General features: G+C 55.9%; 13 protein-coding genes. 7 read left to right on the top strand and 6 right to left on the bottom strand.

Features of this window, described 5'->3' with window-relative positions:
* Positions 1-3 precede the first annotated feature (3 nt).
* From ACTQZK_RS07315 to ACTQZK_RS07330, 4 genes are read right to left on the bottom strand one after another with little or no spacing between them, the layout of a single operon-like run.
* The gene (locus ACTQZK_RS07315) at positions 4-3,099 is read right to left on the bottom strand and encodes a GIY-YIG nuclease family protein (protein ID WP_441899147.1); all 3,096 of its coding nucleotides are present in this window, start codon (positions 3,097-3,099) and stop codon (positions 4-6) included.
* 44 nt (positions 3,100-3,143) lie between these two features.
* The gene (locus ACTQZK_RS07320; protein ID WP_441899149.1) at positions 3,144-4,655 is read right to left on the bottom strand and encodes an Eco57I restriction-modification methylase domain-containing protein; all 1,512 of its coding nucleotides are present in this window, start codon (positions 4,653-4,655) and stop codon (positions 3,144-3,146) included.
* Positions 4,648-5,331 carry a hypothetical protein gene (locus tag ACTQZK_RS07325; protein ID WP_441899151.1) on the bottom strand — a complete coding sequence of 228 codons (684 nt, stop codon included), beginning with the start codon at positions 5,329-5,331 and terminating at the stop codon, positions 4,648-4,650. Before ACTQZK_RS07325 ends, ACTQZK_RS07320 begins: the two co-directional genes overlap by 8 nt.
* Position 5,332: 1 nt before the next feature.
* A complete protein-coding gene (locus tag ACTQZK_RS07330) occupies positions 5,333-5,539 on the bottom strand; it encodes a YlcI/YnfO family protein (protein WP_441899153.1) in 207 nt (68 codons plus the stop codon).
* A 784-nt stretch (positions 5,540-6,323) separates the two neighbouring features.
* Between ACTQZK_RS07330 and ACTQZK_RS07335 the strand changes: the two genes are divergently transcribed.
* On the top strand, positions 6,324-6,689 hold the full coding sequence (locus tag ACTQZK_RS07335; RefSeq protein ID WP_195631350.1) for a YraN family protein: 366 nt from the start codon (positions 6,324-6,326) through the stop codon (positions 6,687-6,689).
* A 71-nt stretch (positions 6,690-6,760) separates the two neighbouring features.
* Here ACTQZK_RS07335 and ACTQZK_RS07340 read toward each other — a convergent pair whose 3' ends face one another.
* Positions 6,761-7,057 carry a hypothetical protein gene (locus ACTQZK_RS07340; protein ID WP_157004821.1) on the bottom strand — a complete coding sequence of 99 codons (297 nt, stop codon included), beginning with the start codon at positions 7,055-7,057 and terminating at the stop codon, positions 6,761-6,763.
* 377 nt (positions 7,058-7,434) lie between these two features.
* Between ACTQZK_RS07340 and ACTQZK_RS07345 the strand changes: the two genes are divergently transcribed.
* From ACTQZK_RS07345 to ACTQZK_RS07365, 5 genes are all read left to right on the top strand, one after another.
* Positions 7,435-8,202, top strand: coding sequence for a ParA family protein (locus ACTQZK_RS07345; RefSeq protein WP_441899154.1), 768 nt, complete (start codon positions 7,435-7,437; stop codon positions 8,200-8,202).
* Positions 8,199-9,128: a ParB/RepB/Spo0J family partition protein gene (locus ACTQZK_RS07350; RefSeq protein ID WP_441899156.1), complete on the top strand. Its 930-nt coding sequence runs from the start codon at positions 8,199-8,201 to the stop codon at positions 9,126-9,128. The genes ACTQZK_RS07345 and ACTQZK_RS07350 overlap by 4 nt, the downstream gene beginning before the upstream one ends.
* A 218-nt stretch (positions 9,129-9,346) precedes the next feature.
* Complete coding sequence (locus ACTQZK_RS07355; RefSeq protein WP_123219291.1) at positions 9,347-9,772, top strand: hypothetical protein; 426 nt, start codon at positions 9,347-9,349, stop codon at positions 9,770-9,772.
* A 2-nt stretch (positions 9,773-9,774) separates the two neighbouring features.
* Positions 9,775-11,076, top strand: coding sequence for a relaxase/mobilization nuclease domain-containing protein (locus ACTQZK_RS07360; protein WP_441899158.1), 1,302 nt, complete (start codon positions 9,775-9,777; stop codon positions 11,074-11,076).
* Positions 11,073-11,648, top strand: coding sequence for a hypothetical protein (locus ACTQZK_RS07365; RefSeq protein ID WP_441899160.1), 576 nt, complete (start codon positions 11,073-11,075; stop codon positions 11,646-11,648). The genes ACTQZK_RS07360 and ACTQZK_RS07365 overlap by 4 nt, the downstream gene beginning before the upstream one ends.
* Positions 11,649-11,788: 140 nt before the next feature.
* On the opposite strand, the gene ACTQZK_RS07370 is transcribed toward ACTQZK_RS07365, so the two are convergent.
* Positions 11,789-12,379 carry a hypothetical protein gene (locus ACTQZK_RS07370; RefSeq protein ID WP_441899162.1) on the bottom strand — a complete coding sequence of 197 codons (591 nt, stop codon included), beginning with the start codon at positions 12,377-12,379 and terminating at the stop codon, positions 11,789-11,791.
* A gap of 168 nt (positions 12,380-12,547) precedes the next feature.
* On the opposite strand from ACTQZK_RS07370, the gene ACTQZK_RS07375 reads away from it, so the two are divergent.
* The gene (locus ACTQZK_RS07375) at positions 12,548-12,805 is read left to right on the top strand and encodes a hypothetical protein (protein WP_441899164.1); all 258 of its coding nucleotides are present in this window, start codon (positions 12,548-12,550) and stop codon (positions 12,803-12,805) included.
* Positions 12,806-13,779 lie beyond the last annotated feature (974 nt).

A 13,779-nucleotide genomic window follows, 5' to 3' on the forward strand; every position in this document is an offset into this window, starting at 1 on the left:
ACGCTACCCAATCTGCAAGATACCCTGGTAGAAGGTGCCAGGGAAGACGAGCTTGCGGTACGGTTTCTTCTTCTTGTCGTCATTGTCGAAAGCGACAGTGATATAGGAGTCGTCGATGTCGAGCACTTCGCCATAGCCGAACGCCTTATGGAACACGAGAGAACCGGGCTCGATGGCAGCCAGCTGCTCTTCGGTGACGCCCTGAGGCTCTTGATTAGGCTCCTGCTTTTCTGGATAGCCCTTGAGCCACCAAGCGCTGCGGTTGCCAGTGGCCTTTCCACCACGCAAGCTGTACTTGAATTCGGCGCCGAGCTCCTTGAGCTCCTTCATGGCAGCGTCGAGCTCTCCACCGCCTACAACCCACAGGCACCCATCGGACTCGCGAAGGTCTACGCTCTCGATCTTTTTGGATTCAAGCTCCTCAACAACCCAGTCTTTCTTCACGGGCTTAGAAACGGATGCGGCTTTAGGTTCAGGGGCGGTTGTCTTGGGCGTAGGCTTGTCTTTGCGGAGGACGGGTTGTTTCTTTGCAGGCTTTGACGCAGGGGCAGCTTTCTTTGCAAACCCTTCAGGTGTGACCATGGATTCCTCTTGTGCGAGTTCGAGATATTCATAATCAGAAAGGGTGGTGTCGAACAGGCCGACTCGCTCACCTTCGTGCTTGTTGATGCCCGTATAGGAGAGGCTGGAGTCCTCGTAACGGCGGAACTTGTAGACGGCATCGTTCATGAGGCCGTCGTTGAAGACGCCCAAAGTGGTAAGCAACTCGAAGTCTTTGACGTCCAAGCCGGTGACCTTCTTGAACAGGCCTGGCTCCAGCTGCGTGATAACGTCCTTCAGGGTCTCCTCGCGGTAATCGGTTAGGTACATGAAGACAGGAATTCGGGTAGCGAACTTGATCAGCTTCTCCTGAATCTCCTTGCGCTTGGACTTGAACTCCTTCTCCTCCTCGGAGAGCTCCTTCTTCTCCTTCGGAGTGAGCTTCTCTGCTTCCTTGCGGGCCTTCTTTACCGCCTCGGACTTGTTGATGATGGTCTCGATGTCCTGGTTCAGGTTGCGGAAGCCCTCGATGCTCATGAGGGCGTTGATGGCCTCCTCGCTGGCAAGCAGGCGGCGAAGCGTGTCGTTGTCGACGTTGACGAGGAGCGCGCTCTCCCAGCGACGGGCGAGCAGCGTCGCGCTGGTGCCGGCCATCGCGATGTCGAGAATATCGGCGGCGGAAACCTGCCTCATCGCGCTGCCGTCGTAGGCAAGCACCGGGAGGAAGTTGATAAACTCGCCGACCTTTTGCTCGGGGCCCGTCTCCTGGATGGAGAGGCGGCAGCTGTAGTCGGAGACCATGCGCAGCGCGCGATCCAGCGCAAAGTCGAAGACGTAGCATTCATTCTTCACGATTTCGCGGTCGTCGCCCTCGCCAATGGTCCAAGGGCTTTGGACGCGGAAGGCGCTTTGGAAGTACGCTTCAGGAGTTCCAATGCCTGTGAGCATGAAGATGCCGGTCCATGGCTTGACGGTGACGCCGGTTGTGAGCTTTCCGCAGGTGAGGGTAATCGTCTTCGAGTCTAGAGGGTTTTCCATGGACTCCTGGACCTTGTCAAGGGCGGCGGCTCCAATGCCCGCCTCGGCACCTGCGCAGACATTCACGGTGTAGTCATGGTAGAAGGCGTTCTGAGGCTCCGCCAGCAAATTTGCCATCGCATGGCAGCTGTTGACCCTAGGAAGGTACCAGAGGGTATGGTTCAAGACGTTGAGCAGGGGAACATGGCTGAACGGCACCGGTGGCTTCTCGGCGCCCTGCTTCAGGTTGTCCAATGTGGTTGCAGAGTATGCGCCGCGGATAAGGTCGAGCCATTTCTGGACGTACTCCTTGAAAACGAACTCTGCTTCCTTGCCTTTGCCCTTTGCTTCGAAGAACGCGTTGAGATCGAATGAGTTGTACTCGCCGCCTCGGGCGATGTTCACGATTTCGTCAGGCATCTGATAGGTCATCAGGACCATGCGAGGTAGGGTAATGTAAGGGTTCGGCTTTCCGGGATTCGCTGCGTCCCAGTTCTCCTTTTCGCGTTGCTCGTCGGAGTATGTCCAGTTGAAAATCTGCTCCTCGATGAGCTCGCCTGAATTCAAAGCACGGAATGGCGTGCCTGAAAGGAACAGGTAGTAGTCGGTTTCGATTGGGAGCCAAGACTCATCGTATCCGTCTCCGGTGTTGGATGCCTCGGCAGTGCTTTTCTCGTCGTCGTCATCAAGCGCAAAGAGGCTCTTGGAGTTCTCATTCCAGGCTCCGAAATGGTACTCGTCAAAGACGACGAGATCCCAGTGCTCCAGGTGCACCCACTCGTTGCGAGGTTTGATGCTGCCGGTGTTCTTGTCCTTTCCAAGGAAGTCTTGGAATGAGCCGAAGCAGACAATCGGCCTGCTTGAATCGGCATCTTCATACTGAAGACCTTCTCGCGTGACGAACTGCCATCCTTCGAAGTCAACATGGCGCACTAGGTCATCGTGCCAGGCGCTGCGGACGGCGGGTTTGAACGTCAGTACAAGCACGCGCTTGAAGTTCATCCTCTTGGCGAGTTGGTAAGTTGCAAAGGTCTTGCCAAAGCGCATCTTCGCGTTCCAGAGGAACTTAGGGGTGCGAAGAGGGTTGTCCGCATTGATAGATTCGAAGTAACGGATGGTTTTTTCTACGGCTGCGGCCTGCTCAGGACGCATTTCGAAGTCCTGGTCACGTTTCTCAACGTTCTCCTTGCGATCACGAACTGCCAACCAAGCTGCGCGAACATTTTTGGCGTCACACTTAAACCACTCGGTAAGTTTTCCGTCTTCGTCACGAAGCCTTCTGAAGCCCATGCGTACAAGGGCCTCGTGAACCTCATGGTCCATGAAAGAGGTTCCATCGTTGCGAACGGCGGGCTCGGAAAAGACGATTTTGTATGGCTTTTCTCCGGGTTTAAGCGTTGGATATTGATCGGCAATACGCTTCTCAACGTCGATGGATGTATATCCGACTTTTAGCATGCCTCTGTATGCGGGATTTGAATCAGAGTAAGCGTAAATGAAAGGTTTTGTTGCTGGTTTTTGAGGGAAGAAGTTTTTGTTCATTTTGTTCACCGGGCAAATAGAAATGGTCTCAATCGGAGTATGGATTACTCGTCATCGCTCATGGGTTTAATCATTGCTTCAATAAACTCAATCTCATCTTCGGACAAACCAAACAGAGAGTAGAGGTCTTCATCGTTCCAAACCCTGTCGAAATCAAGCATTGGAACAAATTCATAAACTTTAGCAGGAGCCATTTGAGATACTTTTATGAGAGACACCATGAACCTGAAGAACTTCGTATTGATGTAGGACAATGCGCTTTCAGCTTGCGCTTTAGAAGAAAATGGTCCAACCATCACGTATGTCTCAGTGCAGCAACTGCCCGGTTCGGCAAGAATGGGCTTACCGATTATCTGATGAGGAATCATGTCTCCGGCGTTATAGGCACGAGATATGAAGATTTTCCAAGTATCGATATATTTGTGGTTCTTTTCGACGTCGTTTTTCGAAATGTATCCTACGCCACCGCGTTGGTAGAGCTTAACGCTATTTTCAAAAGGCTTTTCAACGCCTTGCACAAAAGTTCTGAGTCCAAAAGGCTTCTGCGTGCTAACAAAATCAGAAAAGCGCTTTTCGCTTCCCTGGGTGACCTTTCTGTAGATGCTCACACCCAACTCATGGCGGATAAAAACGCCAGTGTTGTCTTCCTGAAGATATCTCGCTTCTTGGCTGATAGAAGAATTTCCATTGTGGGTAACGATATCGCAGAGCCCGGGGTTGTCGCGATCCCAAAGGAAATAGCAGATTCCGCCTTTGATTTCTACTCCGGGGAAGCAGTCTGCAGCATTAAGAAAGTCATGAAGCTTTCTAATACGTCTATCATTGATCATCTCTGCGCGGAAGGAGTCCAATCCTTTGCCGCCGGAAAACCATCTAGCAGGAATAACCATTGTCATGTAGCGCGGATTCAGCTTCTTCGCTTGCTCGATAAATTTATTGTAAATAGGAGTTGCGCTAGCCTGAGCTCCTCCATCAGAAAGTTGGTATGGGGGATTTCCTACGATTACATCAAACTTCATTCCAAAGACCTCACTAGGATTGTCAAGATGAATAAACTCATACGCATAAGATTCAAGGTCTGCTCCACGGTCGTATTCTTTTTGAGGAGCACCGCACAGTTCGCACCTTCCCCCAGACCAAGAGTGTTCAATGCGTTTATAGTCAATGTTCCCCTCTGGGTTATCGAAGCGAACTACCGAGTAGACGCTAGTGGGGTATTTCGAGCAATAAACGCTTCTGCGAGATAGCAAGCTCGTAAGTTCTGTTATGGACATTCCAAATAGTTGTTTTTTAAAAATATGCTCAAGGCGTTCTTCTAGAATCGGAAACTCGCTCTCAAGTCCAGCAATGAGCCTTTTTGCGATTTCTCTTAAGAAAACGCCTGACTTGCAAGCAGGGTCCAAGAATGTTGCATTTGGGTCTGACCAAATATCTTTTGGTAGAAGATCGAGCATTTGATTTGCAACTTCGGGAGGAGTGAACACTTCATCGTTGCTCAAATTCGCGATGCAGCTAAGAACGTCAGGGTTGTACGTTGCTTCAAACAGACTACTCATAATCCATCACCTCGTAGAAACTTGTAAGCGGGTATTCCTTGATGGGGAGCGGAATATAAGTCTGCGTCTCCTCGTCGAATTCCCATTCCGTTGTCGGCGCACCGCTTGCGCCGAAGAGGCTCATGGTTTCGCCATGGTCAACATTTCCCTCCATCATCTCATCCAGACGGAAGTCGCGGCGTTTCACCTTCGTTCCCATGGCCATGGACCACTCCGGGAAGATAATCGGCTCTCCGTTGCTTTGCAGAAGAGTCAGCGCGTCACCACATAGGATATTGTGGTCAATTACGTAGCGAATTGCTTGAAGGAAGCGTTCATCCGGCTTCTTCTTGCAGACCTTCATGTACTCGACCTCAAAGATGCTGTAAAGGCGATTGCGACAGTCAGCAGCATTGTCCGCAAGCAGTTCTACTCCATAGATGCTGCCCACGGCGATGAAGCAGTACTTTTCGTAGTCCCGTACGCTCTTTCCGTATCTTGCCTTGACCACAGCAAGCTTGCGCCTTAAGACTTCCGCAAGGAAGTTTCCGTCGCCGCAGGCGGGTTCCAGGAAGCGAGACTCTATCCTCTCCGTCTCCTGCTTCACCATGTCGAGCATCGCCTTTACCTCGCGCTCGTTGGTGAAGACCTCACCGTGGTCTGCTACACGCTGTTTTGATTTGACCTGGCTGGCCATATCACTGTTCCTTTCTGCTCAACTCGTCGATCATGCACTTACGGATCAACGTGCTGAAGCTCATGCCGCGGAGTTCCGCGGCCTCTTTTGCGCTATCCCGAAGGTTCTTCGGGATGCGGATGGTGATGGCTGTCATCTCGCCGTCAACCAGGTACTGCTGGATGTCGGTCGCGTCAGCGCCGCTCTTGATCAGTTCCTTGTAGCTCATCGCTATTCCTTACGTTTCGTTTGCGGAATGCAATACAAATGAAAGTATATCACCGATCAGAAAAAGTCTTTAGAAGCCAGCTAATAACAGCCCATTTGTATCGTAAATAGTTGCAGGTGGCTTGCATGTCCCAGGCATTGGACAGTGGGGCATGAAAGCCCGCCTCCCGCGTCGGATTAGCGCTCGGCGGGCTTGAGAGCGAATCATGAGGGAAGGCCGGCGCACGGAAGAGCCCGGCGTTGAACATGGTCGCACGTCCTCCAGTGCCGGACCGGTCGATAGCGACCCTCAGCTGAAGACGCGGGCGCCACGATGCCCATACGCACACAACATGTCGATGAAATGGCGGACTATTGTCGCCATCAAACTGCCTGTCAAGCCAGCAGCCGCAAACATGGTCGCAGGCGACCTTGCCACGCCCTTGCCGCCTAGCGTATTCGACGGTGAGTCGTTAGACCGATTCCTCGTCAGGCAATCGGGCCATCGTTCCTCGTAAGTCCAGCCGCTCTCGGCTCTAGCCAGCGCTCAAAGCGGGTTCGCCATCCAGCCAACCCTGAACCCGTTGCTCAGACCTCCCATGCCGGGACGCCCTCCTTCGCCTCCCTTGGCTCCGCAACACTCGCTCAGAACCAGGCTCATCAGGCAAGGCGCGAAAAACTTTTGCTGCGCAAAACTCGGGCCCTGCCGGGTTTTCGCTTTTCTCCTTGCCTTCGGCCAGAACCTGCGCGGCTTCCGGATCACAAGGCAGGCCAAAGGGGCCGGCCGCGAACAAACGGAGGTCATCATGAGCAATTTCGAACTTCAGGAGAAGGCAGTCCAGGCAGCAACCCGCTTCATCGAGCGCAAGGGCTTCGAGCTTCTCGAGACCGGTTGGACTTCCCCCGAGGGAACCACAATCGACCTGATCGCCAGCGACGAGGACTCCCTGGTCTTCATCGACGTCACCGCCACCGAGTACGGCGAGGGCGGCTTCGAGGGCGGCAAGGTCTCCCGCAGCGACCTTGAGATCGCGGCAGCTTCCTGGCTCGCAGGCAACTCGCCCGAAGGCGACATCCAGGTCCGCTTCGACATCATCGACATGCTTGTCGTGAGCGCCGACAGGGCCCTCCTGAGGCACCACATCAACGCCTTCAGCTGCGGGGTCGAGTAATCGACCTCCATCCCGGCCCCCGCTGGAGGGCCGGGAGCCCCTCGGGTTCGCCCGAGGGGCTCTTCCGTGCTTTATCGGCCTTCCCTCATGATTCGCTCTGCGGCCGCGATGACGCGGCCTAGCTGGTCGGAGAAGTTCTTCTTCGAGGATGCGTCCATCGATTCGTCGTTCTCGTCGCAATCGAGCAGCTCGGAGAAGGTGGCCCCGCCAAACTTCTCCACGGCGATCCTCTCTACTTCCGCGATGAAAGCCTCGGCATGCTCTGCGGGAATCGCGACGCCGGCTTGGACCTCGTAATCCTCGGGGTCGTCGTACATGTCGATCACGACGAACTGCTTGTTGAGCTTGGAATAGTCCTTGGCAGCCACAGAAGACCTCCTATCATCGTCTCGGCTTGCAAGCATTGTCGCACTGCTTCATTGGCGAATCCAACAAATTGCCAATATGCGGACATTAGCCAGAAGCTAGCCAAAACTCGCTTAACGCCTCTGCCTCTTCTCCGAAGTCGACGAGGTCTTGGATCATGCCCATTTGCTCGTTCCTTTCTCTCGGTTAGGCGGGCTGGGAACCATTTCACAACACGACTAAACCGCTTCCATAATCATTGATACAAATTTGTATCAATTGTGCTACCATTGGTAATACAGGGATGGACGTTCCAGTTCTTCGAATTCCATCCAGCCAACCGAATACGCAGCCCCTCACTTCCACAACCTCGGGGCTGCAAGACGCGAAGGAGCTTCCCATGCGCACCCTTGCAGTGAGCAACTACAAGGGCGGGGTGGGCAAGACGACCACGGCCGTTAACCTCGCCGCTATCTACGCGGCGCGAGGCCTGAGGGTCCTGCTCATCGACCTGGATCCCCAGGCATCCGCCACAGACTACTTCGGCCTCTATGACCGCGCGGCCGCGGACGGCAGGACGTCCATCCAGCTTCTCTACGAGAACGCCCCCGTCTCCGAAGTCGCCTACGAGACCGAGATTGCCAACCTTTCCGTCGTCCCGTCCATCATCGAGCTGACCGACCAGAACGAGCTGATGCTGCGAGAGCAGAGGCTCCGCTTCGCGCTGGACGACTGCGCGGGGGACTACGACGTCGCCATCATCGACTGCAGCCCGACCATGAAGAGGCTGGCCTTCAACGCCTACCTTGCCGCAGCCGACTCCGGCATGGTGGTCATCCCCGTGAAGCTCGACTCAACCGTCATGCGCGGAACCGCTCTGACGGTAAACGCCATCCAGGCGATCGCTGACGCGCTCCGCATGCCGGTGCCAACCTTCAGGATCCTGCGCACCTGCGTGCCCGGCCGCATGACCAATGCCGAGAAAACCGGCGAGGCGGTGCTGGAAAGGTTCTTCCCAGATCAGCAGCTAGCCAACGTCATCCACGCATCCTCAAAGGTCTGCGAGGGAAGTTGGCAGTGGAAGCCCGTGTCCGTGTTCGAGCCCGGAAGCAGGCCGGCGAAGGACTACGAGGCCCTTGCGGACGAGTTGTGGGAGGCGATGGCATGAGCGCCACGGAAGTAGCCAACGGGTTCAGCATCAGCGGGCTTCTCGATGCCAGCGCCCAAACCGCAAACAGGTTCCCCGTGAAGGAGATTCCCCTCGACGACATCAGCGAGCATCCCGGCAACGTCGCGTACTCGATGGACGAGGAGGGGATTGCGAGGCTCGCGGAGTCAATCGAGCGAGACGGCCTGACGGACCTTCCCCTGGTGCGCAGGCTGCAGGGCGGGGGATTCCAGATGATCTCGGGCCATCGAAGGATGGCCGCGTTCAGGCTGCTTGCCCAACGGGGCCCCTCCTATTCCAAGCTGCCCTGCAGGGTCATCGCCGACATCTCGGACGAGCAGGCCCTCGTCCTGCTCCATACCGCGAACTTCTTCACGAGGGCGCTGACCGTCACCGAGCGCGCCGCTGCGACAAAGGCCCTGGGCATCCAGGTCGAGCAGATGCGCGCCACCGACCCGACCGTCGCGGGCATGCGCACCGAGGACGTCAAGGCGCGCATCGTGGAGGAGATGACCGGCCGCAAGATCAGCGGCAAGACCATCAAACGCGAGGAGGCCTTGGCCGACAAGGTCGCAAAGCTCATCCCGGAGTGGCGCGAGGTCGCAGACTCGGGCGAGCTGTCCGCCAAGGCCATCGATGCGCTGGAGAAGTCGGGAGAGGCGACGCAGAGATCGGCGTTCGACAAATGGGCGGAGTCGCCGAGAACGAAGGCGGCGACAACCGAGCTGGTCGCCTCGATGACAGCCTCCGAGCCCGCCGCCGACAAGCGGCTTGTAAGCGCCGAGAAGGCGCTCCGCCGCTTCGTCGCGAACCTTCCCAAGAACCCTAGTGCGGCGGACTCCGAGGCAATAGAGCGCATCGCGGAGCTGGCCCGCCAGGCCGCGAATGCGGTCTCAGGGTTCACCGATGCCCATGGGGCTCGGTAGAAGCCGTCATATTCGAATCGTAGCGAGTAACTCATTGCGTATTACAACGCAATGACTTGTGTCGGAGGTGGGTCGGGGCGCTTCCACCCCGGATGAAAGCAGCATCCGGGAAACCCTCCCCGACCTCCGACAACCGGAAGCGGCAATACGACTTCCACCGTCGCCGCTCCCTTCACGGGGGATCCCCCGTGGCCCCTAAAAGACGCAAGGAGACAACGATGGGCGAATACACGCGCACCGTGAGCTGCCGCATGACAGAGGAGGACAGGCAGCTCCTGGACAAGAGAGCGGAGGCCCTGGAGCTAGCGAACTCCGAGGCAATCCGCGCCCTCCTCAGGCTTCCCATATCGGACCCCGACGAGCTTGCCGCAATAGACGCAGGCAGCCGCGTCGTCGTCATCGACGCGAAGACCATGGGCCGCATTAACCGTGAGCTCATCCGATGGGGACGCCACTACAACCAGGCGGTCAGGGCCCTGAACACCATCGCCATGTTCGTGAGGAACAAGGGCGGCATCGACCCGCAGGTCGCAAAGGAGCAGCTAACCAAGGCAGCTACCGAGCTCGAGCTCGTCCAAGGCTCCGTCGAAGAGATCAAGGACATGGTCCAGGCGGTCCACGAGTCCGAGAGGTTCTGGCGGTAGCCATGGCGGTGCTCAAGGCGATCAACGGGCACACAGGATGCGGCCGCATAAAGGACTACCTGGAGAAGGGCGGAAGGGCGCTTCTCCGAGACTTCTTCAACCTGTCCTGGGACGAGGTCGAGGACAGGGGCTTGGACGAAGCCCTCAAAGACGAAGTGGAGTGGGCTCTTGAGATGGACGCGCTTCGTCACGACTACGGAAACGACGAGCCGTGGAAAGGGAAGCGCGCCATTACCTTCCGTCACTACGTCATCTCGCCAGACCCTGGCGACAACATCGACCTCGAAGGATTACGTGAGCTAACTCGTGCTTGGGTGAGGAAGCATTTCTCCGACTATCAGGTGGCCGTCATCTACCACGACGACAACAGGCAAAGGATTCCGCATGCCCACATCGTGGTGAACAACACGAACCTCGAGACGGGAAACCGGCTGCACATCCCGAATGCACTGGACATGAACCGCAGCCTCCAGGAGGTGGCGAAGGCCAGGGGGCTGACGGCCTTCGACAACGAGATGCCGAAGGGCAGGGTGGGGCAGAGCGACCCCAAAACCCCTCCCCGACCTCGAACACGGTGGGCCTCGTACATCAACAAAGCCGAGCGCGGAATCCTCGACGCCGGCGCGTACTCGTGGGTCAGCGACATCAGGAACAGGGTGTCAGTCGCGAAGGTGCTGTCCCGCAACGAGGGGGAGTTCATGCGGATCCTGGAGCTCATGGAGGTCGAGGTCGCCGAAAACTCGCCCCACGCCCCAAGGGAGGACTGGATCTTCTCCCTTGCCGACCAGCCGTCGAAGAAGGTCTCCGGGGAAAGGCTCGGTATGTCTTTCGGAAGGATCGCGTTGACGGAGCGCTTCGAGCGCATCGGCTCCTACCATCCGGATGCGGCGTCATCCAGGGCGATCCTGTCACAGGCAACCGATGCGGTTGAGATCAACGACTTGGCAGAGCTGGGAAACCTGGCGAAGACGGTCGAGACGAACGCTAGGTACTCCATCGGGTCAGGCGCCGACTACGGCAGGCGAATCGAGACCCTGCAAAGGCGTATGGAGCGCGAAACGGAGCCCAAGGCTGCAGCCAAGTGCGCCGAGCGCATCGAGGAGCTGAACGCCGCCAGGGATTACGCAGCTGAGCATGGCCTGGTTCCCAGGGAGACGGCTAGAAACGCCGCCAGGAGTGGTGACGCCGGACGATGGCAGTACGAACCCAGAAGCAGGCAAAACGGCTCCCAGAGGGTCGCTCAGGGTTCCTCTGCCGCAAGGCAACGAGATAACGAGAGGCGACAGGAAGGACGCAGCCGATGAAGATTCAGATCAAGTACCGGGACGGGCGGCTGGACGTGTTCGACACGGACTCCTACACGCCCTCCCAGCCGTTCGGAGACGGCTGCATGCTGGCAAACTACGAGGTCCGCTTCGACCAGCTGGAGAAAGGCCTGTGGTTGCAAGCGCATTTCTACGAGACGGACCCGCGCTTCAAGGAGGACCTTGAGGACGACGTTGTCCCAGTCGGCCGAAGGGCCATGGGCTGGCGCTTCCTCCTCGCTGAGGAAGGCGAGCTGAGAGACGTTGAACAGGTGCTCGTTGACGGAGACCGCATGCTTGTCCGCATGGGTGATGGCCTGGTGGACGTCATGCGGCTCGACTGCGCATCGGCGCTGCTCCTCTCGGATGGAGGCGGACCGTCCTTGGCAAGCCAGCTCCAAGGCGTAGTGGATGCGCTTAGAGCGTCGAATGACGCGATGGATGACGAGGCTGTAGCGAATCTCGCAGGAGCCTCGTGGGAGGCACTGGCATGGGCAAGGGAGCTGCAACCCTTGCAGCAGATTGAGGTTGAGATCGAAGAGGAAGGTTGGATGGACTATGAAGGCGATTAGTGTGATCTTCGGAGCCGTCGGCAAATTCTGCAGGTGGCTTATCAAAGCCGTGTTCAGGTTCATGTGATCTAGAGCAGGCGCGCACGAGAAAAGCCCCAATAACGGCCGTTATTGGGGCTTAGCAATGCCTTTTCAGAAGCCTAATTATCCATAGATGCCATTCTGCGCTGCTCAAAGTACGGGAGCATTGCCTCCAAAACATCTCGTTCCGTTCTCCAAGCCATAGCTTCTCGATACTCAATCGCATTCAGGTAATCGCAAGATGGAAAATACCTCTTAAACAATCTTGTAGTTAGCTCGTCGAAATCATCGCGAAGACGAGCACGGTCTAATCCATCGAGGCCAAGGTAATCCTCCTTGTTTATGCCATGCATCAAGAGGGTTTGGTCCCAGTAGGCCGAAAGGCCAACCCTGTCCTGCTGAACCTCGCGATACGGATACCATTTTGGGTCCATGAAAGTCTTAAGGAACTCCGCTTTCGACTCCTCGTCGGGCAATGCATCAAGGGTCCATGAATATTCGCCAGCCAAATAATCCGGATGAACATCAATCTCGCGTGCTATCTCCTCCAGCAGCTCCGAAGAGATTTTGCCATCCTTGATCGCCCTTCTTATGGTCTTTTCATTCCATCCTATGCTTTGGCCAAGTGATCGGATGCTTCTCCCGCGATGCTCGAGAACCCACATGAACCATTGTGGGTCAAGCCTTACCTTGCTTGCGGTTCTAGCCATTTCTATTCTCCCTTTCGGAAAGTGCGGACATTAATCGGATAAGAGTCCTATTCAGGACCATTGAAACTGCCTGGCAGCAAGCTAGAATGTAACTAGCAAACGCGGACATAATATGTCCGCACAAATGATAGCAGCAGGCTGCAGGAATGGCAAGAAGGGAGAAGCGACATGGCGAAGCGGGAATGCAGGAGCAGTGCAAAAAGGCGCTTGTTTGTAATCGATATTGAAAACATTCAGGGCAAGGCGATTCTGACTGAAGAAGACGCGATTGCGACAAGGAATGAAATTGAAGGCGAATTCGAGATCGGTGAATCTGACCTTGTCCTGATCGGAACTAGCCACAAGAACAACTTCCTAAGTGCAAAGTTTGCATGGCCCGGTGCCCAGCACTGCTTTAAGCCCGGTCACAATGCTCATGTACGGTAAAGAAGCAAGCAACCGAAAACAATAGATAGACCGCCAGCACTACACTATTCCGAACCAAAGACCAAAAGATAAGCATTTTGAGAAAATCTAAACTTTTGGATTTTCCTACAATGCCGACTACGGCGGAATCCCTCCCACTCCTTATATATTTCTTTCTGTATACATTGAATTTGTATTTAGGTCAGTTTACAAGGAACTACACGCAGACCGTGAAACGGGCTGCTGACAACAAACGGCGCTATGCTCCCGGCTGGGTGCATAGCACCTGTTTGTTGCGGGGGTTTCCAAAGGGGGCAGCGCCCCATTTGGCACACGACTTTGCGGAGCAAAGTGTAGTGTGTTATACGCTCTGTCGGCGTTGCCCTGAAAATACCGTTGCCGCCGGGGAGGGCAAGGGCATTTGACGCGGCAGGAAAGCAGGGCTTTGTTTGGGGCTGGTAAGCCGGAAACAAAGGGCTGATTTCAGCAGCAGACAGGGCGTATTATGAAAGCCCCCGTCCCTCGTCCTCCGCCCCCGGCCTATGGGACAAAAAGTCCCAAAGCTCTGGACACCGTGACCAGATGTGTGGCCACACTCCGGGAAAAGTAGCAGGACGGCAGGAAACCGTCAAGGCTGAAATGAATGGGCTGACGCCCGGCCTTGACCGTTCCCCGCCGCCCCGCTGGATGGGTGGACAAGGTGGCCAATCCCTAAAAGTGTTTGGCCGCACTCGTTCATTTTGGGGCCTTTCTTCTCCCAAAATTGAAATGGGCGGGAAAGCCCTAAAATGGCTTTCCCGCCTTGATTACCCATTAGCAAAGACGGGCGAGACTGTCAACGGCGGCGCTGAAAGCGCCGTTCATCTTGACCGTTGACTGGCTCGCCTGGCTTTGCTACTGCCCGTAAGAGATGGAAAAACAAGATGGAAAACAAGGTTAAAAATGGTTGACAAGTCTATCGGATGTGTGTTATACTGTGCAACAGTTTGAGATTG

Source organism: Paraeggerthella sp. LCP19S3_G8, from assembly GCF_052119225.1.
Lineage (GTDB): Bacteria > Actinomycetota > Coriobacteriia > Coriobacteriales > Eggerthellaceae > Paraeggerthella > Paraeggerthella hominis.

What these genes read in the sequence shown, in the direction of transcription:
- ACTQZK_RS07325 (WP_441899151.1), bottom strand. Translation starts at nt 5,331, where the DNA reads ATGGCCAGCCAGGTCAAATCAAAACAGCGTGTAGCAGACCACGGTGAG.
- ACTQZK_RS07355 (WP_123219291.1), top strand. Translation starts at nt 9,347, where the DNA reads ATGGGCGAATACACGCGCACCGTGAGCTGCCGCATGACAGAGGAGGAC.
- ACTQZK_RS07345 (WP_441899154.1), top strand. Translation starts at nt 7,435, where the DNA reads ATGCGCACCCTTGCAGTGAGCAACTACAAGGGCGGGGTGGGCAAGACG.
- ACTQZK_RS07315 (WP_441899147.1), bottom strand. Translation starts at nt 3,099, where the DNA reads ATGAACAAAAACTTCTTCCCTCAAAAACCAGCAACAAAACCTTTCATT.
- ACTQZK_RS07375 (WP_441899164.1), top strand. Translation starts at nt 12,548, where the DNA reads ATGGCGAAGCGGGAATGCAGGAGCAGTGCAAAAAGGCGCTTGTTTGTA.
- ACTQZK_RS07370 (WP_441899162.1), bottom strand. Translation starts at nt 12,379, where the DNA reads ATGGCTAGAACCGCAAGCAAGGTAAGGCTTGACCCACAATGGTTCATG.
- ACTQZK_RS07330 (WP_441899153.1), bottom strand. Translation starts at nt 5,539, where the DNA reads ATGAGCTACAAGGAACTGATCAAGAGCGGCGCTGACGCGACCGACATC.
- ACTQZK_RS07350 (WP_441899156.1), top strand. Translation starts at nt 8,199, where the DNA reads ATGAGCGCCACGGAAGTAGCCAACGGGTTCAGCATCAGCGGGCTTCTC.
- ACTQZK_RS07360 (WP_441899158.1), top strand. Translation starts at nt 9,775, where the DNA reads ATGGCGGTGCTCAAGGCGATCAACGGGCACACAGGATGCGGCCGCATA.
- ACTQZK_RS07320 (WP_441899149.1), bottom strand. Translation starts at nt 4,655, where the DNA reads ATGAGTAGTCTGTTTGAAGCAACGTACAACCCTGACGTTCTTAGCTGC.
- ACTQZK_RS07365 (WP_441899160.1), top strand. Translation starts at nt 11,073, where the DNA reads ATGAAGATTCAGATCAAGTACCGGGACGGGCGGCTGGACGTGTTCGAC.
- ACTQZK_RS07335 (WP_195631350.1), top strand. Translation starts at nt 6,324, where the DNA reads ATGAGCAATTTCGAACTTCAGGAGAAGGCAGTCCAGGCAGCAACCCGC.